Source organism: Alphaproteobacteria bacterium PA2 (assembly GCA_002256425.1).
Classification (GTDB): Bacteria; Pseudomonadota; Alphaproteobacteria; order Caulobacterales; family Caulobacteraceae; genus Phenylobacterium.
In genome coordinates this window covers 2866116-2889767 of sequence record NKIZ01000001.1, presented here as the reverse complement: position 1 = coordinate 2889767, position 23652 = coordinate 2866116, and the positions used below count along the sequence as shown (strand labels likewise).

Here is a 23652-nt window from a genome sequence, read left to right as displayed (position 1 = left end):
ACATCACATCGGTATTCGGTTTCGATTTGGAAACAAAGTACTGGAGGTGTCGAATTCATCCTGTTTTCTGATCTTTGCTTGTGCGGCTCAAGACCCAGGTATAAGAGCCCTTCCCAACTGATGTTGTGAATCAGTCAAATGTCATGATCACGATCTTATTCACGGAACCTGTGTAATGGACGAGAAATCAGAAGTTATTGAAATGACGGCAGACATTGTGTCGGCCTATGTCGGCAACAATTCGGTTTCCGCTGCGGAATTGCCGGGATTGATTCAGAGCGTCCATCGCGCCCTGTCGGGAATTACCGGCGTCGCCGAAGTTCCTGAAGCTGCGCCGAAGGAACCTGCAGTGCCGGTTCGCCGCTCCATCACCCCGGACCATCTGGTCTGCCTGGAAGACGGCCGCAAGTTCAAGTCCCTCAAACGGCACCTGCGCACCAAGTACAATATGAGCCCGGAAGACTATCGGGCGAAGTGGAACCTGCCCAAGGATTACCCCATGGTCGCCCCGAACTACGCCAAGGCGCGTTCGGACCTGGCCAAGCAGATGGGCCTGGGTCAGGGCGGCCGTCAGGCGCCCCGCAAGCGCGGTAAGTAAGCTTCCAAAATTCGTCAGCGAATTCAGGACGCCCGTCGGTTTTCACCGGCGGGCGTTTTGCTTTTCTGCGTCCGGCCTCCGGGAAAAATGAGTCCGTTAACACATTTCGCCTTGCCGCCGATTCGCGGATCAGGCGATAAGCGATTCGTTGTGATTCCAAGGGGTTGTTAAGGAATCTTATTATGGCGACGCAGATCGGGGCTTCTGCGGCGGCAGCTAGAGCGCACCAGGAGTTATTCGCCTATTGGGCGGGACTCAAACGTGGGCCCAAGCTGCCCGGCCGTTCCGATATACGGCCTGAGGACCTGAAGGCTCTTCTGCCGACATTGAGTTTGATCGACGTGAAATCAGACCCGCTCGAATTCCGTCTGCGCTTGGCGGGGACGGGGCTGTACAGCGTCTATGGTCAGGAAATCACCGGCCGGACCCTGCGCGATGTCTATACCGCACCGGAAGCCGAATACTGGGAAACCGAGCTGACGAAGATCGTTCATGATCGGCGCCCGGCTGTGGGTGTGCACAGCATGGCCTGGCGTTCCGCCGCCCATATCTCCATTCTCTGGCTCAGGCTGCCCCTGGCCACCAACGGGGTCGATGTCGACATGATCCTGGGCTTTGACGCCGTCATCGGCATGAAGCCCGAAACCCAGCATCACACGGGAATTCGCGCGGCCTAGACCTTGGGCTGCGAAAGGGCGGCGGCGTCGCGGCGGATGCGCTCGACCATGGAAGCCAGACCATTGGACCTCTGCGCCGACAGATGGCTGGCCAGGCCCAACCGCCCGAAGGCCGCCTGGGCGTCAAAGGCCAGAATCTCCGTAGCGGGCCTGCCCGACAGCAGCCGGAGCAGGACGGCGATCAGGCCCCGCACGATATGGGCGTCAGAGTCGCCGCGAAGATTGACGGCGCCATCGGCCTGCGGCTCGGTCACCAGCCAGACCTGACTGGCGCAACCCCGGACCTTGTTGGCTTCACTCCGCTCGGCGTCTGTCATGGGCGCCAGGTCACGGCCGAGTTCGATCACATAGCGATAGCGTTCCTCCCAGTCGCCCAGGAGTTCGAATTCGTCTGCGAGATCGGAAAGGTCTTGGTCGATGCCGGTCATGGTCAGGCGACTTAGGCGGCGGCGATCGCCGTGGCAAGCGCAGGCGAGTTGATCGGTCAACATCACCCATTGGGCGAGCATGCTCGCGCCGGCCCCATTGCGGGCGTAGGGTCCCTCGCCCACCTGAGAGGCGGGTGAAAATGACGAAGAAGCCCCCCGTTCGTGGAACCGCAACAAGGCCAGATTGACCGCGTAGAGGATGCACCGTCCAACCTGGACTGGTGGCATGCCTGCTGGTTGGCTGCCCTGGCCCTGGGCGCAAGCCTGCTGTTGATGTCGCCGTTCCTGACCACAGGGCGGGTTCTGCTGGCCCTCTGCTTCGTCGGCTTGCCGGCCGGGGCCGGACTTGTCCTTGCGCGGACGTCCCTGAAGATTGCTGATGAGATCCTGCTGACCCTCTGGGGAGCGTGCGGCCTGCTGGCGACCCTGCTGACGGGCGGCATTGGCGGCCCTCTCAGCCTGATGCACCTGGCGCCCCTGGCGGGCGCCGCGGCCATGGGCCGTCCCCGGCATCTGGCCTTTGCGACGGCGGTGACCCTGGCGAGCCTCGGGGTTTCCATCGCCTGGTTGTTTACCTTGCCCCTGCCTCAGCCGCCGGACCCGGCCCTTGCGGCGGCCCTCGGCGCCATCGCCCTTGTGACCCTGACCATGGGCATCGGATCAGCCCTTGTCCTGCTCCACAGACAGGTCGCCGTGGACGCCCGCCGCGCCCAGTTCGCCGAGACGGAACTCCGGGAGATCCTTCAGGCCCAGCCTGACCTCCTGCTGGACCTTGACGCCGACGGCCGGATTCACCGCAGCTGGGGCAGGGGATCAGCCGAGCTTGCCGCCCTGGCGAGGCCGGACAGCCGGCTGAGTGGTCTTGCAGGCCCTGGCTATGGCGTCGCCTTCGAGGAAGCCCTCAACACTGCCCATACCGATGGGTCCGCCATCGTGAGGTTCGCCCCCAACGACGGTGAAACGGCCTGGGCGGAGCTGCGTCTCCGGCGGATCGGCCATGCCCGTCTGATCGGGTCCATCCAGGACCTGCGGCCACAGCTGGCCCGGGAACTGGCCCTGGTGGAAGCCCGGGATACCGCTGAATCGCAGAACGCCGGCAAGTCCCGGTTCCTGGCCAATATGAGCCACGAGCTGCGCACGCCCCTGAACGCCATAATGGGCTTTGCCGACATCATGCGCCAAAGGCTGTTTGGCCCCATCCCCGATCGCTATGGCGATTATCCCGAGATGATCCACGAGTCCGGGGCGCACCTGCTCGAGCTGATCAACGATGTCCTCGACATGTCCAAGATCGAGGCCGAGCGGTACGAGCTCAATCTGGAAGACTTCGACGCCCGCGAGGCCGTGAACGCCGTCCTGCGCCTGATGCGCGGCCAGGCTGACCGGGCTGAGGTCGCCCTGCGCGGGCTTCTGCCCCGGGAACCCCTTGAGGTGTCGGCGGATCGTCGCGCCCTCAAGCAGATCGCCCTGAACCTGCTGTCCAACGCCCTGAAGTTCACGCCGAAGGGCGGGGTGATCACCGTGACCCTGCGCGAGGACCGGCAGAATCTGGAACTGATTGTGGCCGACACAGGCGCCGGGATCAGCGCGGACGACCTGCAGAAGCTCGGGCGGCCCTATGCCCAGGTGGGCGACAGCGACCACAAGGTTGGCGGAACCGGTCTTGGCCTGTCCCTGGTCAAGGCCTTCGCCCAGTTGCACGGCGGCGAAATGCTGATGGAAAGCCAGCTGGGCGAGGGGACGACGGTCACGGTCCGCATGCCGGTCCTGGCCCGCGGACCTGTCCGGGCCTAGTCGGCAGGCCGTCCCGCGGACTGCAGGAAGGCGCGGCCGGCAGCATAGTCTCCGACCTCAAGATAGAGTCGACGGGTGGAGTCATCTGGGAAGATGAAATCGATCGCCACGGCTTCGCGGGGATCCAGGGCCGCCAGGGCCCGGGCCGCCTCAGCGGGGAACCGGAAAGCCCAGCCTGACGTCATGCCCTTGGGCAACAGGTCCGACCCTGCCGAGCTGCGGGCCTCGGCCGTGAAGCTGATCTGGGCGCCGTTGGCGGCGAAGCGGCGATCCAGGGGGATACTGCGCTGAGGGCCGCCCCGGGCGTCCAGATAGGGCCCGGAGGTCAGTCGCTCATCACGCATGACCAGCCGGGCGGAGTAGGGGGCGCGCTCATTCCTGAAATGGGCCAGGGCAAGCAGGGCGTTGGCCCCTGATCTTCCGGCGAAGCCGAACAGGAGCCGGTCACCGCCCTGTGTCACATCCTGGGTCAGGCGCCAGCGGAAGGCCAGATTGCTGGAACCCCGGTCAGCCTTCCAGCCGACGATGTCTCCGGGATAGTCCATCTTCAGCATCTTGGTGTAGCTGTCGAAGGCCATGCGCACCCGTCCAGCTGCTTTTTCCAGATCCGGAGAGTTGCAGGGTACGGAATAGGCCTTGTTCACCGCCTTCTGAGTCAGATTGCGTACGACCGTGGCGTCGGTTCCGGCCCTGAGGGCGGCCCCCCGCGCCTGGTACATGGCGACATTGAGGGCTGATCCGACTGCGGGCTCAAAGAGGCCGCATCTGTCGCCTGCCACAGACATGATCGCGCGTTCGTAAAAGAGGTCGAGGCTGCCTGCGGCGGCCTGTCCCGGGCTGGCCAGAAGGCCTGTGCCAAGGATCAGTCCCATCCATCGATCAGCCGGGCGACGCACGGTTCTGTGCGGACTCGTCATGGGCGCGTATTTTTCTTGTATGGTCGGTTTTCCGGACCGCCACTCTAGGTTCGCCGCCTTTCTGTTCCGTTATCGAGGCCTGTAGCGTCATGATGTTTTCGTCCGACATTTGGGTGGCCGCCCTGATCCGCCGGGCGGAGCTGGGCGGGGCCTTCGGCGTGGTGGTCCGCAAGGGCGACGCCAGGGCCGGCAGTGTGCTCATCAAGGTGCTGAATCGCGGGCAGGGAACCGCGCGGCTCTATGCCGAGGCCACCCGCGGTGACGGTGAAAAGGTCTGGATGCGGCCAAACCTGTCGGAGCAGGAAGTGGACCTGGACGCCTATTTCGCCCGGGCCGTCCGGGTGGATCCGGATATCTGGGTGGTCGAGATCGATGATCGCGACGGCCGGCACTTCCTGACCGAGCCTGTCGAGCGCGATTAAGGCAAAATTCCCCATATTCAAAAAGGGGTCGGAAAGCGTGTCGACCTAGGGTGGCCCCTCACATCCACCGGCAGTCACGCATACCGCTCATGTTTTTCCTGATGAACAATACGGTGCTCGAGATTGAACCGTCCGAGCATGTTCCTGAACTGCAGGGCCACCGTTTTCGGGGCCTGAGTTTCGATGAGGTGATGCATCTGGGACGGGAGCTGTTTTCCCAGTACCCGAACCTGCAGATCACCCACCCCCAGCGCGCCCAACGCCTGGCCTATCTTATCATCGTCAAGGCTCCGGGCATCAACGCCATCCAGTTCACACCGCCCCGTCAAGGCTGCAAGCCGGAAGAGGTCGGGTTCCGCTATTGCAACCTGGCCTTCGAGGTCATGGCCAATCTGGTGTCCCGTCAGAAGGGCGATGGCCTGGATTCAATCTGGGTGGACCGGCTGGTCTGGGGTCGATTGGCGGCCTGATCGGCCGATCCGCAGAACAGGCGAAATGCGCGTCGCGGTTTGCCTGACAGGCCGGGTCGCGCTACCTGCCTGTCCATGAGCCAGTCACCCTCCGTCGAAGCGGCCCGCCGCCGCACCTTCGCGATCATTTCCCACCCGGACGCCGGCAAGACCACCCTGACCGAAAACCTGCTGCTGGCAGGGGGCGCCATCCGCGCCGCCGGTCAGGTGCGGGCCCGGGGCGAGAACCGCCGCACCCGTTCCGACTGGATGAAGATCGAGCGCGAACGGGGGATTTCCGTTTCGGCCAGCGTCATGACCTTCGACCACGAAGGTCTGATGTTCAACCTGCTGGACACGCCAGGTCACGAGGACTTCTCGGAAGACACCTATCGCACCCTGACCGCCGCCGACGCCGCAGTCATGGTGCTGGACGCCGCCAAGGGCATCGAGCCGCAGACCCTCAAGTTGTTCGAAGTCTGCCGCCTGCGCGACATTCCCATCGTCACCTTCATCAACAAGATGGACCGGGAAGCCCAGGACCCCATCGAGCTGCTGGATGAAATCTCGTCCAAGCTGGCCCTGGATCCCGCGCCCCTGTTCTGGCCGGCCGGCTCGGGCGGGCGGTTCAAGGGCATGCTGGACCTGCGGACCCAGCAGTTCCTGCCCTTCGCCAAGCGCACCGCCGACAACAAGGATGAGGGCCACCCCCAGCCCGTGGCCTTCGGTGGCAATGCAGTGGTCAGCTATCTGGATCCGGACGAGCAGGCCGAACTGGAGGAAGGCGCGATGCTTATCCAGGAAGCCTCCAAGCCCTTCGATCCCCAGTCATTCCTGGAAGGGCACATGACCCCGGTCTTCTTCGGATCGGCCCTGCGCCATTTCGGTATTGATCAGTTGCTGGCGGGCCTCGGCGCCTATGCCCCTGCGCCCAAGTCGGTGGCCGCGACCAAGTCCGCTGTGGAAACCCACATTGTTCCTGGCGATCCCGAAGTCACCGGGTTTGTCTTCAAGGTCCAGGCCAATATGGATCCCAACCACCGGGACCGGATCGCCTTCCTGCGTCTGTGCTCCGGACGGTTCCAGAGGGGCATGAAGCTGAAGGTCCAGAACACCGGCCGCCAGCTGTCGGTCAATGCCCCCATCATGTTCTTCGCCTCGGACCGGGAACTGGCCGAGGAGGCCTTTGCCGGCGATGTCATCGGCATTCCAAACCACGGGGTGCTTCGGGTGGGCGACAGCCTGTCGGAGACCGGCCTGCTGCGGTTCGCCGGCCTGCCGAACTTCGCCCCTGAAATCCTGCAGCGCGTGCGGGTCAAGGATCCCCTCAAGGCCAAGCACCTGAAAAAGGCGCTGGAAGGTCTGGCGGAGGAGGGCGTCACCCAGCTGTTCCGCCCGCAGTTTGGCGCAGACTTCATCGTCGGCGCCGTGGGGCAGCTGCAGTTCGAGGTCATGGCCGACCGTCTGGCCAACGAATACCAGCTGGAGGTCATGTTCGAGCCCAGCCCCTTCGCCGAGGCCCGCTGGCTGACCGGCAAGGATGCGGAGATCAAGGACTTCATCGACAAGCACAAGACCGCCATGGCCACCGATATTGATGAGCAGCCGGTCTTCCTGGCCAAGTCCGCCTGGGAACTGGGCTATGTGACAGAGCGCTTTCCCGACCTTGGATTCCAGCGCACCCGGGAACGGGGTTAGACCGCGTGGGGCGCATATTGCTCTATGGCCGGCCAGCGCCGGGCCTGATCGAGATACCGCCAGGGGCCGAGCAGGTCTCTCCCCTGGTTCCGGGATCTGCCGATCTTGCCGACCTCGAAGCCGGGGAGGCCGGGTCCGCATTGATCCTGGCGCCGCCCGGCACCCAGGAGCGGGCCTATGTGATCGCCCAGGCGCTGAGGGCCGTGAAGGCTGGCGGCGAGCTCACCGTCTTTGCGCCCAAGGACAAGGGCGGCTCGCGCCTGCGCAAGGCTCTGGAAGCCTTCGGCTGTGAGGTTTTCGAGGACGCCAGGCGTCATCACCGCTTCTGTCAGGTGGAGCGACCCGAGACCCTGATCGGTCTCGACGCCGCACTTGCAGCCGGCGCCCCCAGGCGACTGGACGATACAGGTCTCTGGACCCAGCCGGGCGTGTTCAGCTGGGACCGGCTGGACCGGGGAACCGAACTCCTGCTGAAGACCCTGCCCGATCTGAAGGGCCGGGGTGCGGACCTCGGCGCCGGCATTGGCCTCCTGGCCCTCAAGGTTCTGGCCGGGGAGGGGGTTTCCGAACTGACCCTTGTCGAGCTGGACCGCCGGGCCGTCCGGGCCGCAGAGCACAATCTGGACGACCCCCGGGTCAAGGTGGTCTGGGGCGATGTGCGGCAGCTGGAGGGGCAACTGACAGGGCTGGATTTCGTGGTCATGAATCCGCCCTTCCATGACGGCGGTCAGGAAGACCGGGCCCTGGGCCAGGCCTTCATCCGTGCGGCGGCGGGCATGCTGCGCAAGGGCGGGGTCTGCTGGCTGACGGCCAACCGTCACCTGCCCTATGAAGCCGTTCTCCAGGAAACCTTCCGGCGGGTGGACCTCCGGGCCGAGGACGGCGGCTACAAAATCTATGAGGCCCAGGCATGAGCCGTCCGCCCATGGCGCGGCTTGACCGGCTTCTGGCCAACCTCGGCTATGGATCGCGAAGGGAAGTGGCGGCCCTGGTCAAGGCTGGAAGGATCGTTTTCGACGGCAGGCCCTTGACCGATTCAGGCGCCAAGGTCCCGGTGACGGCCGACCTGCCAAACCAGATGACCATCAATGGCGCGCCGGTCGATCCGCCCGCCCCCCTGACCCTGATCATGAACAAGCCGCTCGGGGTGGTGTGCTCGCACAAGGAGCCCGGGCGCAGCGTCTATGAATTGCTGCCCCACCGCTGGCGGGCGCGCATGCCGGGTCTTTCGACCGTCGGCCGCCTGGACAAGGACACCTCCGGTCTGCTGCTGATCACCGATGATGGTCCATTCCTGCACAGGGTCATCTCGCCACGCAGTCATGTGGCCAAACGCTACCGCGCCGAGCTGGATCGCCCGCTCAGCGGTGAGGAAGCCGCCCTGTTCGCGTCCGGGACCCTGATGCTGGAGGGGGAGGCTGATCCCCTGGCCCCGGCCCAGCTGGTTCCGACCGCCGGGAAATCCGCAGACCTGATCATCACCGAGGGGCGCTATCACCAGGTCCGCCGCATGTTTGCGGCGGTGGGGAACCATGTGGTCGGCCTGCATCGGGACCGGATCGGCGGACTGTTCCTGCCGGACGACCTGGAGCCCGGCGGCTGGCGCATACTGAACCCGGAGGATCAGGCATCGATTTTCGGCTGAATCCGAAAATTCGTAATTCGTTAACCATAATCAAGCAGTTAACCACTTGTTAAGCGTCTCGGCAGGCGCTTTGCTAGTTCCAGTCTGAACCCGTCGACAGCGTCCCGAGATGAGACGCTGGCCGGGCCATCGGAGTGGATGATGATGTTTGAGTTTGGTCGCGAGCTTCGGCGTTTCTTTGGTGTGGACACCTTCAGTGCCCACCGTGACGGCCTGACGGGCGGTGATCAGTCCCTGCTCGAACTGCTGGACCTGCGCCTGCTCCACAATGAAGCCCGCTCCTGCGATGTGGCAGCTGGCCGTATCAGCGCCAAGGACCGCGCCCAGCGGAAACTTGAAGCCGCCATCGCCTGGCGCGAAGTCGCCCGTCGCAGTGGCGACGCCGTCGCCCTGCGCAAGGCCGCCGCCACTGCCGAAGGCGCTGCGGAACTCTTCGATCGTCGTCGCCGGCCTGATGGCTGGGCCCGCGCCCGCTGCGAGCAGGCCTATTGCGCCATGCTCGGTGCAGAACTCTACGGTGATGAAGGCCTGAACGCCGCCGCCGAAATCGCCTTCCGTGAGGCCGCGCAGGCCACCCGTGGCGGCCTGGCCCGCGCCCTGTCCGACATCGGACTTCTGGCTGTGGACGCCCTGACGCGGCCGGCGCCCAAGGATGCCCAATCTGCGCGGATTGCAGCGGCCCGCTTTGTCCAGCCCATTGCAGAGCTGAACGCCCAGACCCGTCGGGTGCGCGCCGCCCGGGTTCTGGCCGTCGAAGCCCGGATGGTGCGGACTGAACTCCTGCTGGGGTGGGGCGCACGACTGGTCGATCAGGGTCTCCTCCAGGACGCCCTTACCGAAGCTGAGTTGGCCCTGGATGTCCTTCAGGCGGAGTACGAGCCGGTCACCCACGCCCGGGCGACCTCGCTGAAGGGCCAGGCTCTTGTCCTCCTGGGGGAAATGACCGGCCAGGCTGAAAGCCTGCTGGACGGGGTCAACCTGCTCTCCGGTCTGCTGAAGGAATTCTCGAAGGATCAGAGCCCCATGGACTGGGCGCGGATCCAGACCGCCCTGGCTCAGGCCCTGCAAGCCCTTGGAGAGGCGACGGCGAGCGAGCAGGCCTTCGAGCAGGCCGTTACCTGCTACGATCGCGCCAACACCGTCTTCAAGACCGTGCCGGCCCTGGCCTTGGGGGCCTTTGCAACCTCGAACCGCGCGGTCTGCCTCTCACGCTCGGCCGAGCTGTCAGGCGATCTGACCGTGCTGGACGCCGCCGAGGCGGCCTTCCGCATGGAATTGTTGGGCTTTGCCGCAGGCCGCAATCCCACGGCCTGGGCCCTGCTGCAGGTCAATCTCGCCCGCCTGTATGAAGCCCGGATGGACATTACCGGGGTGGACAAGGGCGAACGCGCTGCGGCCGCAACGGCCCTGTCTGCGGCTCTGGATGTCTTCTCCGAGCAGGGACTCCGGTCGCTGAGCGTCATAGCTTCCGACGCCCTTGAGCGGCTGTCCAACTCAGCCCGGGCAAGGGCCAATCCTTCCAGGACCTGATCAGGCGGCCAGGACGTCGCCGTTCTGCCGGCGCATGCGCCAGAAGCGGATGGTGCGTTCGGCGGTTTCCTTGGGCAGGGCTTCATAGAGTTCGCCATAGGAACGGGCCTTGCCCATGGCGTTGTCTTCCTTGTCCAGGATCAGGATGGCGAAGGTCAGGAACAGTGAGCGGTCAAAACCGGCCGCCTTGCAGACGATCGACAGGGCGTCCAGCTCGCGCTTTTCCAGAATGCGGCGGGCGGTCCCGAAGTCGATGCTGGCCGAGGCCGCCAGGGCCAGGAGGAACTTGGTGGTCTCCTGGTTGCGGAGAAATCCAGCCAGGGTAGAGGGACCGATCGGGCCCCGTGCGAGCAGGGCCTTGATGGCCTTGTCTGCGCCTTCATAGTCCGGCGGCAGGGCGCCGTCGCGGGTAGCCACCTTTTCACGCCCCCGGGCCAGGGCTGCATCCAGCGCCGCAGGATCCATGGAGGAGTTCCGCTCCATGATCTTGGCGCGAAGGTTCGCCTCGACCACGAAGTACATTTCGTTCAGCAGGTCAGGCGGCAAGGTCTTGCGACTGACCACAGCCGAGTGAAGGTCTGGATTGGCCAGGGCGCGATCGACCACGATCTCCTGGGCTTGCCGCGACATCTGGGCGCCGGGATTGGACACCAGGGTTCCCAGGGTCGTGTCATCGCCTCGCGCGACAATCACATCGGACAGGACTTCGGAGACCTCGGCCCGCCGGGAAATGGCCTGCAGGTGACCCTGGCCGGCAATCCGGGCCACATCGAGGAGGTCTGTTTCGGTCAGGGCGGGCGAGTTCTGCAGAACCGGCCCAGCCACTTCCAGTGACTCATCAGACGCCAGTTTGCGGATCAGGCGATGGGGAGGGCCCTCAACCCGTGACATGCGCTCGGCCAGCTCAGCCCGGACGGCGACTTCCATCTCACCGGCCAGCTGGCTCAGGACGTCGTCAAAAAGCGGCAGGGCGGCAGGGCCAGCCTCGTCTTCGCTGGTGAAGAAGAGATCGGTGACGCCGCGCAGCAGCTCACGCCGGCGTTCGCTGGAGGATTCCCCGGCGAGGGCGATCAGATCTTGAAGTTTGCTGGTCGATTCCATGGGGCTCAGAAGGGCTTTTCGCTGGCGGAGTCATCATCCTTGCCGGAGCCGTCCTTTGACGCCTGTCCGGAATCTCCGGGCCCGATCAACACCATTTTCTGGTTGGGGTCAGGAGCGGGAATGGTGTCCGGGGTCAGGCCATAGGCTCTGTGCAGGGAATAATAGTGAACCTGGCTCTTCTGCTCAGGCAGTTGGGCCTGGGCCACCTGCATGGGCGGTGCGGGCTGGGCGGCGGGCCGCCCGGCAGGGATGCGGGTCACCTGGGCCGCCATGGGCCGCGCCTGCGTCTGTTCGGGCGCAGCACGAAGAGGCTGGGGAGGACCGCCAGACAATTCTGAGGACATCTCGATCTGCGCGCCATTCCGCTCGGGCGCCGCAGAGCGGATCATGGCAGGGCGCTCAACGGGAATGTAGGTCGTCGGGCCGCGGCTTGGCGGGATGTAGGTGGTTGGCTCAAACCGGGGCGTCTGCGGTTCAGTGTAGGGCGGCGGCTGGGTGTAGGTCGGTCGAGCCTGATCATACTGAGGCGCAGAAGCCTGGCGCTGAGGCGACTGAGGCTCGGAATACTGAGGCTGCGGAATGTAGGTCGGCTGGACCTGCCTTTGAGGCTGCCCATAGCGGGGCGCCTGCTGGGGCGGTGGCTCATAGGGTTGTGAATACTGTGGCGCCATGGCCTGCCGCTGGGGCGCCTGGGATGGCGGAGTCCGGTCGTAATAGGGCGTCTGGGGCTGATAAGGCCCACTGACTTCAGACTGGCTGTAGGACGGCGGCGCCTGACGCTCTGGCTGGGCGTACTGGGGAGCGTAGGCCTGCCTCTGGGGCGTCGGGAGGGGTTGAGGCTGTGCGTAGGGCGCCTGTCCATAGTCCCGGGCCGGAGCCGCGTACTGCTCAGGCGCGTACTGTCCTGGGGTGTACTGGCCAGGCATGGACTGGACCGGACTGTAGTTCTGCTGCTGGTAACGGTTGTCATAGGCTGGCGCCGGAGCGCCATAGGCCGACTTGTTGGACCAGTTCAGGGTGCGTCCGACAGCAGGCTGCGCCTGCTGGGAAGCATAGGGTGCGCCATAGGCTGATGGCGGGACATAGGCATTGCGATCATAGCCGTATCGGTCGCCCATGGTCTGGGCCGTGGCCGAAGCAGCCGATATGGCGGACAGGGCAAGGACAAGGGCATGAGGCTTCATGCTGTGATTTAGTAAGCATAATCGCTTAACCGGCGCCTAACGGCCCCGCCACCACTTGAGGCCGGACTTTTCCAGGCGGTCCAGGGCGGCGTGCAGCACTACGCCCATCAATCCAAGTACGACCAGGGCCGCCAGCATGCGTGCGGTCTGCAGCTTGTTCCCCGCGTCCAGAATTCGCCAGGCCAGACCGCGAATGCCGCCTGAACCAGCGGAGAACTCGGCCACCACAGCGCCTATGATGGCCAGCCCCGCTCCGACCTTGTGACCCTCCAGGAGGAAGGGGACCGCTGAAGGGAGCCTCAGCCTCAAAACCCTCTGGATCTGGCCGGCCTGGTAGAGATCAAACAGCCTCTCAAGATCCGGATCCGCGGCATGCAGACCTGTGACAGCCCCGGAGAAGATGGGGAAGAAGGCCACCAGAACGGCCAGGGCGATCACCGCCCTCTCGGGATGGTCAATGCCCGCCCAGATCAGCACAAGGGGCGCGATGGCGACAACAGGCGTCACCTGCAGCACTGAAGCCAGGGGACGGACGGCCCGTTCCAGGAGGGGATTCAGCGCGATGATGATCGCCACCGCCTGGGCCAGAAGGCTGGCCAGAACAAGGGCCAGAAGGGCCACGGAGAGGGTGTTCCAGGCCGCCGCGATGAGGCTTGGCGCGTCCTGGGCGATGGCCAGGGCGACAGCGGAGGGGGTCGGCAGGAAATAGGCCGGCACGTTCAGGACGCGGCAGGAGACTTCCCAGATGGCCAGCAACAGGCCGAGCAGGACCAGGGGGGCCAGGGCGTTGGCGAGGCGGTTCATGCGGTCGCCTCCGAACCCTTGGCCAGGCAGGCGGAAATGTCTTCAGCCGCCTGCCTGAAGCCAGCGGTGGCGCGGAAGGCGGCAGGCCGGGGCAGGTCTCCGGGAATGGCGATTTCGCCGGCGATCCGGCCGGGGCCCCGGGTAAGGACCACCACGCGGGCGGCCATGTAGGCGGCCTCCTCGACACTGTGGGTTACGAAGACGATCGCTGGACGCGACTGGGACCAGAGGGTCAGCACATCATCAGCCAGGGTCCGGCGGGTGATTTCGTCCAGGGCTGCAAAGGGCTCGTCCAGCAGCAGCAGCTTCGGGCCTGTGGCGAGGGCGCGGGCCAGTGAAACCCGCATGGCCATGCCGCCCGAAAGCTGGGCCGGGCGCGCCGCCCAGGCGCCTGCAAGGCCCACCCGGTCAAGGGCGGCCCCGGCGCGGGCGAAGGCCTCAGCCTTGGGAACACCTGACAGTTCGAGGGGCAGGGCGACATTGGCCTGGGCGCTGAGCCAGGGGGCAAGGGTCGGCGCCTGGAAGACCACGCTGGTCTCGCCACGCCCGAGGTCGCGGCTCAGAACGCCGCGGGTGGGGCCCTCAAGGCCCGCCAGAAGTCGCAGGGCGGTGGACTTGCCGCTGCCGGAGGGACCTACCAGGGCGACGATCTCTCCGGGCGCGACAGTGAAGCTGAACGGGCCGAGAGCCCGGCCCCGACCGGGATAGTCGACCTCGACCTGATCCAGGGCGACAATGGGGGCCATGTCCGCGTGCGCCTATTTTGCCGGAGGCGCGATGAACTGGAGCGTATAGGCCTTCGAGACATCGAGGGTCCTGGGATAGACGCCCTGTTCCACCGACATCTTCGCAAACTCTGCCCAGCGGGCGTCGGTCATGACGCCGATTCCGCCCGCCTTGGCGTCGCCGCCGTCGACAATGCCATAGGTGCGCATCTTGTCCCGGGCCTGGTCCAGGATATCCTGGGTCATTTCCGGATTGTCCTTGAGGATCAGGGCGTCGCCGGGTTTGGCGTCCCCATAGAGGTAGGATTTCCAGCCCGCCGCCGAGGCCTCGACAAAGGCCTTCACCGCCTCCGGATTCTGGTCGATCCGGCTCTGCGGGAACAGGATCATGGTGGCGTAGCTGGGATAGCCATTATCGGCCAGAAGGAAGACCTTGGCCTTGAGCCTGGCTTCCTTTTCCAGGGTGTAGGGCTCGCTGGTCAGATAGCCCTGCTGGGCCACGGACTTGTCGGCCAGGAAGGGCGCCGAATTGAAGGTGTATTTGCGGACCTGGCTGTCCGCAAAGCCGTACTTGGACTTGAGCCAGACCCAGAAGGCGCTGACCGAGGCGTCCGACAGCAGGATCGGATGCCCCTTGAGGTCCTCGATCTTTTCAATGCCCTGATCGGGGTGGGCGATCAGGACCTGGGGGTCCTTCTGCATCATGGCCGCCACGGCGCGGACCGGAACGCCCTCATTGGCCATGTTCAGCGCGATGAAGCTGTTCGAGCCCATGCCCGCCTCGACGGCGCCGGCCGCCAGAAGCTGCGGGACATTCACCCCGGGGCCGCCCTGGACGATCCGCACATCCAGACCTCGCCTGGAGTACTCGCCCGTCGCAACCGCCTGATAGAAGCCGCCCTGTTCAGCCTGGGCCCGCCAGTCTGTGGCGAAGCGGATCTGGGTCTGGGCTGCTGGCGTCGCCGACTTCTGGGCGGGCGAGCAGGCGCAGACCAGGGCTGTCAGGGCCGCAAGGGTCAGGGTGCGTATGAAGGTCATGGGGGAGTCCCTCGCAGAGTCGAAGGAATCTCTAGTGCCCTAACCCAAAGGGAGGGAAGCAGTTTTGCATGGGCCTGGAGAAATATCGCCAAGGTCGAGGCATGTCCCACATAGCAAGAGGGCGACGCTACGGTTTCCCGTGCCGTCGCCCTCTCTCAGATCCGTTGGGGGATCTGCGCCGTAAGGTCGATCGTCAGGTCTTCGCAGGTTTCCCCGCGCTTCCCCGTCTTCCCGGTGCCTCCGGTCGTTTCCGGCTCCGGGTTTCCCCTTCGCCTTCCGTTCCGGGAGCCTCCAACCCGCTTTTCCCTCCGGTTTCCCGTCTGGCCCGCGCCGTTGTCCCTCTCGACAAGGTGAGGTTCACGCCGATCCGGATTTTGCGCAACAGGTCGTTTGGAGGGGGGTGTGGACAGATCGTCCGGATACGGTGGAAAAGCCTGTGACTAACCGGTGGATTATCCGATTAATTCATTAAAATCAGTCTATTGAATAATTCACTGATTTGGCGGTTCCTGCCTTTTCGGCGCTCGGATACGGCCTCTAGGCCCCTTTTTCAAGGGCCTCTTTCTGCTCTTCCCGCATCAGCCATTCCTCTTCTGCGGCGGCCAGGGCTGACTGGGCAGTTTCCAGATCGCGGGTCAGGGCGGCGAAGCGGTCCGGCTTGGCGGTGTAAAGGTTTGGCGCGGCAAGCTGGACTTCGAGATCAGCAATCTTCTTGGGCAGGTCCGCCAGCAGGGCGTCCAGTTCCTGCAGTCGCCTCTGGTCCTTGTAGGACAGCTTGGCGGCCTTTGGCGGCGGCGCCTTGGGAGGCGGAGCCCGCGTCGGTTCGGACCGGGGACCCTTGGCCTTGAAGAAGTCGGGGTTCTGCGACAGGAAATCCTGCCAGCCGCCGGGGGTCTCCGCAACTTCGCCCCGGCCGCTCAGGGCGATGGTCGAGGTGGCCAGCCGGTCAATGAAGTCCCGGTCGTGACTGACCAGCAGCAGGGTGCCCTCATAATCGGCCAGGACGTCCTCGAGCAGGTCGAGGGTGTCCATGTCCAGGTCGTTGGTGGGCTCGTCCAGGACCAGAAGATTGGCCGGCGTCGCCAGGGCGCGGGCCAGCAGCAGTCGGTTGCGCTCACCGCCCGACAGGCTCTTCACCGGCTGGCGGATTTGGGACTCGGTGAACAAGAAGTCCTTGGCGTAGGCGTTCACATGCCGGGGCTGACCACGCACCATGACCTGATCGCCGCCCAGCGGGGTCAGGACATCGCGAAGCATCATGTCCGGCTTCAGGGCGATACGGGACTGGTCGATATAGGCGATGTCGAGATTGGCCCCCAGCTGGACCGTCCCGGAATCCGGGGTCAGATCCCCCAGCAGCAGTTTGACCAGTGTGGTCTTGCCCGCGCCGTTCGGGCCGACAATCGCCACCCGGTCGCCGCGCAGTATGCGGGTGGAAAATCCCTTGAGCAGGACGCGGTCGCCGAAGCTCTTGGCCAGGTCCTTGACCTCGACAACCCGCTTGCCGGACAGGCCTGAACTGGCCAGGCCGATATTCATGTCGCCGCGGACTTCCTTCTGGCGCTCGGCGCGGACCTTGCGCAGGTCCAGCAGGGCGCGTCGGCGGCCCTCATTTCGCGCCCGGCGTCCAGTGACACCCCTTTGCAGCCAATGCTCTTCGCGCTCCAGCTGCTTGTCGAGGCGGCGGGTCTCTTCGGCCTCACCGGCGAGGATCTTTTCCACCCAGTCGTCGAAGGCCGAGAAGTCGCGGTCCAGTGCACGGACCTTGCGATGTTCCAGCCAGAAACAGCGACCGGTGGTGCGCTCCAGGAAGGCGCGGTCGTGGCTGACAATCAGGATGGCGGCCTTGGACCTGGTCAGCTCGGCTTCGAGGGTCTCGATGGCCAGGATGTCCAGGTGGTTGGTCGGCTCGTCCAGCAACAGGACGTCCGGATCCTCGGCCAGGGCGCGGGCCAGGGCCACCCGGCGGATCTCGCCGCCCGACAGACCCTGGGCAGACCTTGATGGCGGAATGGCGAAGAGGTCGAGCATGGCTTCGGCCTCATAGTCCTGGGCGCCGCCCGCCGTGGCGTAGTCGAGGACCGTCTCGCCTGTGATGATCGGTTCCTGGGGAACAAAGGCCACCCGGGTGCCGGGCGTCACCACCCGCTCGCCGTCATCGGGCTCAATTTCTCCGGCCAGAACCTTCAGCAGGGTGGTCTTGCCGGCGCCATTGCGCCCGACCAGGCAGGCGCGAACACGGCTCTCGAGGCCGATCTCCACGCCGTCGAACAGCATTTTCGGGCCGTCGGCGAGGCGGACGGCCTTGAGGGCGAGGATGGGAGGTCTCATGTGGCGCCCGACATACCCGGCCCGGCGGCGGCATCCAACCCTATTCGCTCAATAGGGTTCAGGCGGCGGCTCATAAGGACGGGGCCGCTCATCCACATAGGGTTGGTCATAGGGTAGGTCTTCGGGACGCGGCTGCTCACCCTGCGCCGAGCCGAAGTCGCTGGACAGGTCGTCGTAGAAGGCGCCCCGCGGATCACTGTGACGGACTTCAGGTTCGGGTTCGACCTCCGGAATCTCGACCTCTTCGGGCGGAAGGGTGGGGTCGGCGATGAGCCAGTCAAAATCCCGGCTCGGGAGGTCCGTGTGGGCCGTAATCATGAAACGGCGCCAGATCTCGGCCGAAACCACGCCGCCCGTGACCTTGTTCATGGGCGAATTGTCGTCATTGCCGACCCAGACCCCGGCGACGTAGTCGGGGGTGAAGCCGACGAACCAGGCGTCGCGCCAGTTCTGGCTGGTGCCGGTCTTGCCCGCTGCCGGCCGGCCGAAGGCGGCCCGGGTTCCGGTGCCGCTGGTGACCACCTTCTCCATCATCCGAACCATCATGCTGGTATGGACAATGTCATAGACGGGCAGGGGTGATGCGGTCTGGTGCAGATAGAGCTGTTCGCCCGAATTGGTCTGGATCTCATCCACAATATAGGGGCGGAGGGACTGACCCTGGTTCTGGAAGACCTGAAAGGCTGAAACCATCTCGATCAGCGGCGCCTCATAAGCGCCAAGGGCGACCGAAAGGTCCGGATTGGCCGGAATGCCGGTAAATCCGAAGCGCGCCGCGATCTGGCTTATGGCCGGGCCGCCAACCTGCTGGGCCAGCTTCACCGCCACCGTGTTGATGGATTGGGCAAGTGCGGTCTCTACGGTGACGGCGCCGCGATAGCCGCCGCCATAGTTCCTGGGCGCCCAGTCGCCAAAGCGGATGGGGCCGTCGATCACCGTGTCAGTTGGCAAAACCCCTTTTTCCAGCGCGGCGGCGTAGATGATGGGTTTGAAGCTTGAGCCGGGCTGGCGCCTGGCCTGGACCGCCCGGTTGAAGACACTCTGGTTATAGTCGACCCCGCCGACCATGACGCGGATCGCCCCCTCGGGGGAAAGGGCCAGAAGGGCGCCCTGGCTCGCGCCGGCCTTTGCGCCATCTCCCCGTATGACCTGCCGCAGGGATTCAGACCCGGCCTGCTGAAGGGAGGTGTCTATGGTCAGGCGCACCATCAGGTCGGGGCTGTTGGCGGGCGCCAGCTTCAGGACTTCATTGGTGGCGTAGTCCAGGGCATAGCCCATGACCCCGTCAATGGCGGCTTCCTGGTCCGACAGCTTTGGCGGATTTGCCAGGGCGGCGGCCTGTTCCTGTGGCGTGATCCAGCCTTCTTCCACCATGGTGTTCAGGATCAGCCTCTGGCGCTGCAGGGCGCCAGCCATGTTGTGGGTCAGGGCCATGCGGGTGGGCGCCTTTGGCAGGGCCGCCAGAAGGGCGGACTCCGCCAGGGTCAGCTTGCTGGCCGGCTTGCCGAAATAGGTCCTTGAAGCCGCATCAATGCCGAAGGTGTTGGCCCCGAAATAGGTGCGGTTCAGGTAGAGCTCCAGCAGCTCGTCCTTGGTCAGCATCCGGGCCAGGCGTCGGGCGACCACAGCCTCCTGCACCTTGCGCTTCAGGGTCTGGTCAGGCGTCAGGAACAGGCTCTTGGCCAGCTGCTGGGTCAGGGTCGAGCCGCCCTGCACGATCCGGCCGGCCTGATAGTTCACCACCACAGCCCGGGCTATGCCGACATAGTCCAGGGCGCCATGCTGGTAGAACCGCCGGTCTTCCGCCGCCATGAAGGCCTGCGGCACATAGGCGGGCAGTTGGCCCAGCCGCATGCGGTCGCCGTATTTTGGTCCCCGCGAGGCGATCAGGGTTCCCGATCTGTCGAAAAATCTGATGGCAGGCGCACGGTTGATGACATCCAGCTGCTCCTTGGCCGGCGTCTCGGGCACGTCCTGGAGATAGTGCTCCTGGACGAAGGCATATCCGCTGAACAGGGCTGACAGGCCAGCCAGAAAGACCCCAAGGACAATGGAGATCAGCCAGAACTTCCAGCCCCATCTGGGCCGGGGCCTGGGTTCCCCTGGCTTGCGGGGGGGCGGCCTTGGCCGCCTGGGCCTGCCGGGTTTTGGCAGGTCGGCGCGATAGGTTTCGGCTGGTCCGACCTGCCCATCAGCCGCGCCCTCGCCGGAGCCTTGCGAGGCATCCGTCGATCGTTTCGGGGGCTGATCGGGATCTTCAGTCATATTCGAAAAGCAGGGCGGGACGGACAGGGTGAATTTGCGCTAAACCATAGAGGAGATGGCCATACGACCCTATTGGGAAACAAAACGTCTAGATCAGATGTCTGATCGGGAATGGGAAAGCCTGTGCGATGGGTGCGGGCTTTGCTGTCTGATCCGCTTCGAGGACGAAGATACCGGTGAAATCGTTCCGGCGAGGGTGCATTGCCGCCTGTTTGATTCCGAAGCCTGCCACTGTTCCGATTATGCCAATCGCAAGGCTCACGTGCCCGATTGCATCAAGCTGACCCCGCAGAACGTCCGGACCCTGGCCTGGATGCCCCTGTCCTGCGCCTATCGCAGGATAAATGAGGGGCGGGGTCTGGCGGACTGGCATCCCTTGATCAGCGGTGACCCCGAAAGCGTCCACCGGGCGGGGGTCTCTGTTCGGGGCGAGACCATCAGTGAAGCCGACCTGGATGGCGAGGAAGACGCCCTGGAGCACCTGGCGCCGGATCTGCTGGAAGAACGCGGTCGCTGACCCGAAATGTTGTATTTTTGCAACATTCGCCCTTGCGCCACCGATTATACTGCATAAGTGGAAGCTGACAGGCTGATGACGGAGAAACACTTCCTTGGCGCGTGACCCCTATCTGGAGCTTGGCGTTTCCCGCGGCGCCTCGGCCGCCGAGATCCGCAAGGCGTTCCACAAGCTCGCCAAACAGCACCACCCCGACACCAATCCCGGGAACAAGGCGGCTGAGGAAAAATTCAAGCAGGTGAGCGCCGCCTTCGACATCCTGGGCGATGTGGAAAAGCGCCGGAAGTTCGACGCTGGCGAGATCGACGCCGATGGCCGGGAATCCTTCCGGGGATTTGGCGGCCAGCCGGGGGGCTCGCCCTTCGGCGGCGGACAGAGGGGCGCAGCCTTCGACGGCGTCGATCTGAGCGACCTGTTTGGCGACATACTGGGGCGTGGACGCGGCGGCGGCGGCGGCGGCTTCGCCCCCAAGGGCTCCGATGTCCGGGCCAAGGTCGAGATCGATCTGGAAGACGCCATTCATGGCGGCAAGAAGCGCATATCCTTTTCCGATGGCCGCACCATCGACATGACCATCCCCCGGGGCGCGGAAGACGGTCAGTCCCTGCGCCTCAAGGGGCAGGGGTCGCCTGGCCGTGCGGGGCCGGGGGACGCCATTATCGAACTGATCATTCGCCCGCACGCGACCTATCGCCGCGAGGGCGAGGTTCTGGTCATGGACCTGCCTGTGTCGGTTCCGGACGCCATACTGGGGGGCAAGGTCCAGGCGCCAACGCCGGACGGCGCCGTGACCATGACAGTTCCCAAGGGCGCAAATTCCGGTCAGGCCCTGAGGCTCAAAGGCAAGGGGCTGTCTGATCCCAACGGAAAGCGGGGCGATCTGATCGCCCGGCTGGTGCTGGTCCTACCGGAAACCCCGGACGACGAACTGATCGCCTTTGCCGAGAAATGGCGGACCAAGAGGCCCTACACTCCCCGCAAGCGTTAGGCGGAAAGTGACAGAATGGGACTAGGCTGAAATAAATCAGTCATTCAGGCTGGGTTCAGTCACGGAGGCCTAGGACAGATTGCATGACGCGACTTTTCGCCATTGCCGTTCTGCTGCTCGCCGTGACCCCGGTCCCGGCGACAGCGCAGGGCTATCGCGGATTTGACCGGCCATCCTTCGGCGCCGGCGAGCAGGACCGCGCCCTGGACGCCGTCCGCGGCGGGCGCCATGTGCCTCTGGCCGCCGTCATCGCCCAGATCTCCGCCCGCACGCCCGGGCGGCAGCTGAACACGACCCTGGGCGACGTGAACGGTCGCGCCGCCTATTTCGTTCAGTGGCAGACCCCGGACAACCGGGTGATCATCTTCATCGTCGACGCCCAGTCCGGCCAGATCATCGGCCGTCAGGGCGGCTAGGGACTCCGACATGCGAATTCTCCTCGTCGAAGACGACAAAGACCTGTCGCGGCAGCTCAAGGCCGCACTTGCTGATGCAGGCTATGCTGTCGATCACGCCACCGATGGCGAAGAAGCCCAGTTCCTTGGCGAGACCGAGCCCTATGACGCCGTGATCCTGGACCTGGGCCTGCCCAGGGTGGACGGTGTCTCGGTTCTGGAGCGCTGGCGCCGCGGCAATGTATCGACCCCTGTCCTGATCCTGACGGCCCGCGGCGCCTGGAGCGAAAAGGTCGCCGGGTTTGACGCCGGAGCGGACGATTACCTGACCAAGCCCTTCCATACCGAAGAGCTTCTGGCCCGCCTTCGCGCCCTGCTGCGCCGGTCGGCCGGCCATGCCGCACCCAGTCTTGCCGTCGGCGGCCTGCGCCTTGATCCCCGGGCCGCCCGGGCCAGCGTCAATGGCGAACCCCTGCGACTGACTTCGCTGGAATATCGCCTGCTGCACTATCTGATGATGCACCACGGCAGGGTCATCAGCCGGACCGAGCTGGTCGAGCATCTCTACGATCAGGACTTCGACCGGGACTCCAATACGATCGAAGTCTTCATCGGCCGGGTTCGCAAGAAGATCGGATCTGACCGGATCGATACAGTGCGCGGCCTGGGCTATCGCCTGACGGCGCCGGCCAGCGAACTCAAGGACGCCGCGGGCGAAGCGTGAGGTTCGAGCTCTTCCGTCGGCCATCCCTTGTCCGCCGCCTGATCTTTCTGGCGGCAGGCTGGTCGCTTGCCGTGCTGTTGGTCTCGGCCCTTGTCATGGCCCTGCTGTTCCAGCAGGCGGCCCTGAGGCGGTTTGATCAGGGTCTGGCGGAACTGATCGACAATCTGGTGGCGGGATCCACCCCCAGGGCTGATGGCGGGATCGCGGCGCCAGCGCTCACGGACCTGCGCGCCCTCAGGGCCTATTCCGGAAAATACTGGCAGATCGCACGTCCGACACCCGACAAGGGTCTTCGTATTCTGGTCAGGTCCAGGTCCCTCTGGGACTCCGAACTGAAAGGCCCGCCGGATCTGGTCCAGCGTCTCGCGGCAAATCCGGGGCAGGCGGTCAGCTATGACACGCGGGGGCCGATGTCCGAACCGGTCAGGGCGCTGGCGTCGCAGGTTAAGCTTCCGGGGAGCGCCGCGCCCCTGATCTTCATGGCCGGTGAGGACCGTACGGGACTCAACCGGGATATCCGCAGTTTCACCACCGCCACGGCGGCTGTCCTGCTCCTGCTGGGCGCGGGCCTGGTGGCGGCTGTCGTCATCCAGGTGCGCGTGGGCCTCAATCCGCTCTTCGCCCTGCGTCGGGAGATTGCAGAAGTGCGGCGCGGCAAGTCCGATCATATTGTCGGCGCTTACCCCACAGAGCTGACGCCACTTGCCGCGGAACTGAACGCCCTGATGGCGCACAACCAGGAAGTGGTCGAGCGGCAGCGCACCCACGTCGGCAACCTGGCCCACGCCCTGAAGACTCCGCTCTCCGTCATGCTGACCGAGGCTGAGCAGCAGCCTGGCGACCTGGCGGGCGTGGTCACGCGGCAGGCCGAGGCCATGAGGCGTCAGGTCGATCACCACCTGCGCCGCGCCAGGGCCGCCGCCCGCACCCAGGGACTTGGCGAGCGGACTTCCGTCGCTGAGGTCCTGGATGAGCTCTCACGGACCCTGGGACGGATTCATGCCTCAAAGCCCATGGCGATCGACTGGGACGCCGATGAGGACCTGTTCTTTCTGGGCGAGCGACAGGACCTGCTGGAACTGGCGGGGAACGCCATGGAAAACGCCTGCAAGTGGGGACATTCAAGGGTTCGCGTGCGGAGCATTGCCGACTCTGAAGAGCAGATGACCCTGACCGTTGAAGACGATGGTCCCGGGCTGACGAAAGATCAGATGTCGGCTGTGCTGCCCCGGGGCGCCCGGCTGGATGAATCCGCACCCGGATCCGGTCTGGGTCTCAATATCATTGACGAATTGGCGCGTTCATATGGTGGCGGTCTCAGCCTTGGCCAGTCGCGCCTGGGCGGCCTGCTTGTGACCTTGAGGCTGCCGCGCGCTCAGTCCTGAAACCCATTGATGGGTAAGGGAAAACCGCAATTCATCT

23 protein-coding genes are annotated in these 23652 nt (G+C 64.9%); 14 read left to right on the top strand and 9 right to left on the bottom strand.

Annotated features, from left to right (window positions below):
- The first annotated feature begins 175 nt into the window (after window positions 1-175).
- The gene (locus tag CFE28_13895) at window positions 176-598 is read left to right on the top strand and encodes a MucR family transcriptional regulator (GenBank protein ID OYU70987.1); all 423 of its coding nucleotides are present in this window, start codon (window positions 176-178) and stop codon (window positions 596-598) included.
- A gap of 182 nt (window positions 599-780) precedes the next feature.
- A complete protein-coding gene (locus tag CFE28_13890; GenBank protein OYU70986.1) occupies window positions 781-1275 on the top strand; it encodes a histidine kinase in 495 nt (164 codons plus the stop codon).
- Here the strand turns inward: CFE28_13890 and CFE28_13885 are convergent.
- Window positions 1272-1703 carry a cysteine desufuration protein SufE gene (locus CFE28_13885; protein ID OYU71721.1) on the bottom strand — a complete coding sequence of 144 codons (432 nt, stop codon included), beginning with the start codon at window positions 1701-1703 and terminating at the stop codon, window positions 1272-1274. The genes CFE28_13890 and CFE28_13885 overlap by 4 nt on opposite strands.
- 162 nt (window positions 1704-1865) lie before the next feature.
- On the opposite strand from CFE28_13885, the gene CFE28_13880 reads away from it, so the two are divergent.
- Window positions 1866-3497 (top strand): two-component sensor histidine kinase, encoded by a 1632-nt coding sequence (locus tag CFE28_13880; GenBank protein OYU70985.1) that lies wholly within the window; start codon window positions 1866-1868, stop codon window positions 3495-3497.
- Here CFE28_13880 and CFE28_13875 read toward each other — a convergent pair.
- A complete protein-coding gene (locus tag CFE28_13875; GenBank protein ID OYU71720.1) occupies window positions 3494-4282 on the bottom strand; it encodes a hypothetical protein in 789 nt (262 codons plus the stop codon). The genes CFE28_13880 and CFE28_13875 overlap by 4 nt on opposite strands.
- Before the next feature lie 221 nt (window positions 4283-4503).
- On the opposite strand from CFE28_13875, the gene CFE28_13870 reads away from it, so the two are divergent.
- The 6 genes from CFE28_13870 (at window position 4504) to CFE28_13845 (ending at window position 10158) form a co-directional block, all read left to right on the top strand.
- The gene (locus CFE28_13870) at window positions 4504-4836 is read left to right on the top strand and encodes a hypothetical protein (protein OYU70984.1); all 333 of its coding nucleotides are present in this window, start codon (window positions 4504-4506) and stop codon (window positions 4834-4836) included.
- An 89-nt stretch (window positions 4837-4925) separates the two neighbouring features.
- Entirely contained in the window at window positions 4926-5306 is a 381-nt protein-coding gene (locus CFE28_13865; protein ID OYU70983.1) for a hypothetical protein, read from the top strand.
- 75 nt (window positions 5307-5381) lie between these two features.
- Window positions 5382-6983, top strand: coding sequence for a peptide chain release factor 3 (locus tag CFE28_13860; GenBank protein OYU70982.1), 1602 nt, complete (start codon window positions 5382-5384; stop codon window positions 6981-6983).
- A gap of 5 nt (window positions 6984-6988) precedes the next feature.
- Window positions 6989-7897 (top strand): methyltransferase, encoded by a 909-nt coding sequence (locus CFE28_13855; GenBank protein OYU70981.1) that lies wholly within the window; start codon window positions 6989-6991, stop codon window positions 7895-7897.
- Window positions 7894-8628, top strand: coding sequence for a 16S rRNA pseudouridine(516) synthase (locus CFE28_13850; GenBank protein ID OYU70980.1), 735 nt, complete (start codon window positions 7894-7896; stop codon window positions 8626-8628). Before CFE28_13855 ends, CFE28_13850 begins: the two co-directional genes overlap by 4 nt.
- 144 nt (window positions 8629-8772) lie before the next feature.
- Window positions 8773-10158 carry a hypothetical protein gene (locus tag CFE28_13845; protein OYU71719.1) on the top strand — a complete coding sequence of 462 codons (1386 nt, stop codon included), beginning with the start codon at window positions 8773-8775 and terminating at the stop codon, window positions 10156-10158.
- On the opposite strand, the gene CFE28_13840 is transcribed toward CFE28_13845, so the two are convergent.
- From CFE28_13840 to CFE28_13810, 7 genes are all read right to left on the bottom strand, one after another.
- On the bottom strand, window positions 10159-11259 hold the full coding sequence (locus CFE28_13840) for a hypothetical protein (protein OYU70979.1): 1101 nt from the start codon (window positions 11257-11259) through the stop codon (window positions 10159-10161). It lies immediately after the preceding gene.
- 5 nt (window positions 11260-11264) lie between these two features.
- Entirely contained in the window at window positions 11265-12443 is a 1179-nt protein-coding gene (locus tag CFE28_13835; GenBank protein OYU70978.1) for a hypothetical protein, read from the bottom strand.
- 36 nt (window positions 12444-12479) lie between these two features.
- Window positions 12480-13247: an ABC transporter permease gene (locus tag CFE28_13830; GenBank protein OYU70977.1), complete on the bottom strand. Its 768-nt coding sequence runs from the start codon at window positions 13245-13247 to the stop codon at window positions 12480-12482.
- A complete protein-coding gene (locus CFE28_13825) occupies window positions 13244-13993 on the bottom strand; it encodes an ABC transporter ATP-binding protein (GenBank protein OYU70976.1) in 750 nt (249 codons plus the stop codon). Before CFE28_13825 ends, CFE28_13830 begins: the two co-directional genes overlap by 4 nt.
- Before the next feature lie 12 nt (window positions 13994-14005).
- Window positions 14006-15010, bottom strand: a complete 1005-nt coding sequence (locus CFE28_13820) for a nitrate ABC transporter substrate-binding protein (GenBank protein ID OYU70975.1) — start codon at window positions 15008-15010, stop codon at window positions 14006-14008.
- Between the two features lie 537 nt (window positions 15011-15547).
- Entirely contained in the window at window positions 15548-17341 is a 1794-nt protein-coding gene (locus tag CFE28_13815; GenBank protein OYU70974.1) for an elongation factor 3, read from the bottom strand.
- A gap of 48 nt (window positions 17342-17389) precedes the next feature.
- The gene (locus CFE28_13810; GenBank protein ID OYU70973.1) at window positions 17390-19606 is read right to left on the bottom strand and encodes a penicillin-binding protein; all 2217 of its coding nucleotides are present in this window, start codon (window positions 19604-19606) and stop codon (window positions 17390-17392) included.
- A gap of 55 nt (window positions 19607-19661) precedes the next feature.
- Between CFE28_13810 and CFE28_13805 the strand changes: the two genes are divergently transcribed.
- From CFE28_13805 to CFE28_13785, 5 genes are all read left to right on the top strand, one after another.
- Window positions 19662-20123 (top strand): hypothetical protein, encoded by a 462-nt coding sequence (locus CFE28_13805; protein ID OYU70972.1) that lies wholly within the window; start codon window positions 19662-19664, stop codon window positions 20121-20123.
- A gap of 94 nt (window positions 20124-20217) precedes the next feature.
- Window positions 20218-21111, top strand: a complete 894-nt coding sequence (locus CFE28_13800; protein ID OYU70971.1) for a molecular chaperone DnaJ — start codon at window positions 20218-20220, stop codon at window positions 21109-21111.
- A gap of 83 nt (window positions 21112-21194) precedes the next feature.
- Entirely contained in the window at window positions 21195-21527 is a 333-nt protein-coding gene (locus CFE28_13795) for a hypothetical protein (protein OYU70970.1), read from the top strand.
- Between the two features lie 10 nt (window positions 21528-21537).
- Window positions 21538-22230, top strand: coding sequence for a DNA-binding response regulator (locus CFE28_13790; GenBank protein OYU70969.1), 693 nt, complete (start codon window positions 21538-21540; stop codon window positions 22228-22230).
- 95 nt (window positions 22231-22325) lie between these two features.
- A complete protein-coding gene (locus CFE28_13785) occupies window positions 22326-23615 on the top strand; it encodes a sensor histidine kinase (GenBank protein ID OYU71718.1) in 1290 nt (429 codons plus the stop codon).
- Window positions 23616-23652 lie beyond the last annotated feature (37 nt).

Excerpts from the sequence above, each read along its gene's own strand:
- CFE28_13895 (OYU70987.1), top strand. The coding sequence starts at position 176 with ATGGACGAGAAATCAGAAGTTATTGAAATGACGGCAGACATTGTGTCG.
- CFE28_13890 (OYU70986.1), top strand. The coding sequence starts at position 781 with ATGGCGACGCAGATCGGGGCTTCTGCGGCGGCAGCTAGAGCGCACCAG.
- CFE28_13885 (OYU71721.1), bottom strand. The coding sequence starts at position 1,703 with ATGACCGGCATCGACCAAGACCTTTCCGATCTCGCAGACGAATTCGAA.
- CFE28_13875 (OYU71720.1), bottom strand. The coding sequence starts at position 4,282 with ATGTCTGTGGCAGGCGACAGATGCGGCCTCTTTGAGCCCGCAGTCGGA.
- CFE28_13870 (OYU70984.1), top strand. The coding sequence starts at position 4,504 with ATGATGTTTTCGTCCGACATTTGGGTGGCCGCCCTGATCCGCCGGGCG.
- CFE28_13865 (OYU70983.1), top strand. The coding sequence starts at position 4,926 with ATGTTTTTCCTGATGAACAATACGGTGCTCGAGATTGAACCGTCCGAG.
- CFE28_13860 (OYU70982.1), top strand. The coding sequence starts at position 5,382 with ATGAGCCAGTCACCCTCCGTCGAAGCGGCCCGCCGCCGCACCTTCGCG.
- CFE28_13850 (OYU70980.1), top strand. The coding sequence starts at position 7,894 with ATGAGCCGTCCGCCCATGGCGCGGCTTGACCGGCTTCTGGCCAACCTC.
- CFE28_13845 (OYU71719.1), top strand. The coding sequence starts at position 8,773 with ATGTTTGAGTTTGGTCGCGAGCTTCGGCGTTTCTTTGGTGTGGACACC.
- CFE28_13840 (OYU70979.1), bottom strand. The coding sequence starts at position 11,259 with ATGGAATCGACCAGCAAACTTCAAGATCTGATCGCCCTCGCCGGGGAA.
- CFE28_13835 (OYU70978.1), bottom strand. The coding sequence starts at position 12,443 with ATGAAGCCTCATGCCCTTGTCCTTGCCCTGTCCGCCATATCGGCTGCT.
- CFE28_13830 (OYU70977.1), bottom strand. The coding sequence starts at position 13,247 with ATGAACCGCCTCGCCAACGCCCTGGCCCCCCTGGTCCTGCTCGGCCTG.
- CFE28_13825 (OYU70976.1), bottom strand. The coding sequence starts at position 13,993 with ATGGCCCCCATTGTCGCCCTGGATCAGGTCGAGGTCGACTATCCCGGT.
- CFE28_13820 (OYU70975.1), bottom strand. The coding sequence starts at position 15,010 with ATGACCTTCATACGCACCCTGACCCTTGCGGCCCTGACAGCCCTGGTC.
- CFE28_13815 (OYU70974.1), bottom strand. The coding sequence starts at position 17,341 with ATGAGACCTCCCATCCTCGCCCTCAAGGCCGTCCGCCTCGCCGACGGC.
- CFE28_13810 (OYU70973.1), bottom strand. The coding sequence starts at position 19,606 with ATGACTGAAGATCCCGATCAGCCCCCGAAACGATCGACGGATGCCTCG.
- CFE28_13805 (OYU70972.1), top strand. The coding sequence starts at position 19,662 with ATGGCCATACGACCCTATTGGGAAACAAAACGTCTAGATCAGATGTCT.
- CFE28_13795 (OYU70970.1), top strand. The coding sequence starts at position 21,195 with ATGACGCGACTTTTCGCCATTGCCGTTCTGCTGCTCGCCGTGACCCCG.
- CFE28_13790 (OYU70969.1), top strand. The coding sequence starts at position 21,538 with ATGCGAATTCTCCTCGTCGAAGACGACAAAGACCTGTCGCGGCAGCTC.
- CFE28_13785 (OYU71718.1), top strand. The coding sequence starts at position 22,326 with ATGGCCCTGCTGTTCCAGCAGGCGGCCCTGAGGCGGTTTGATCAGGGT.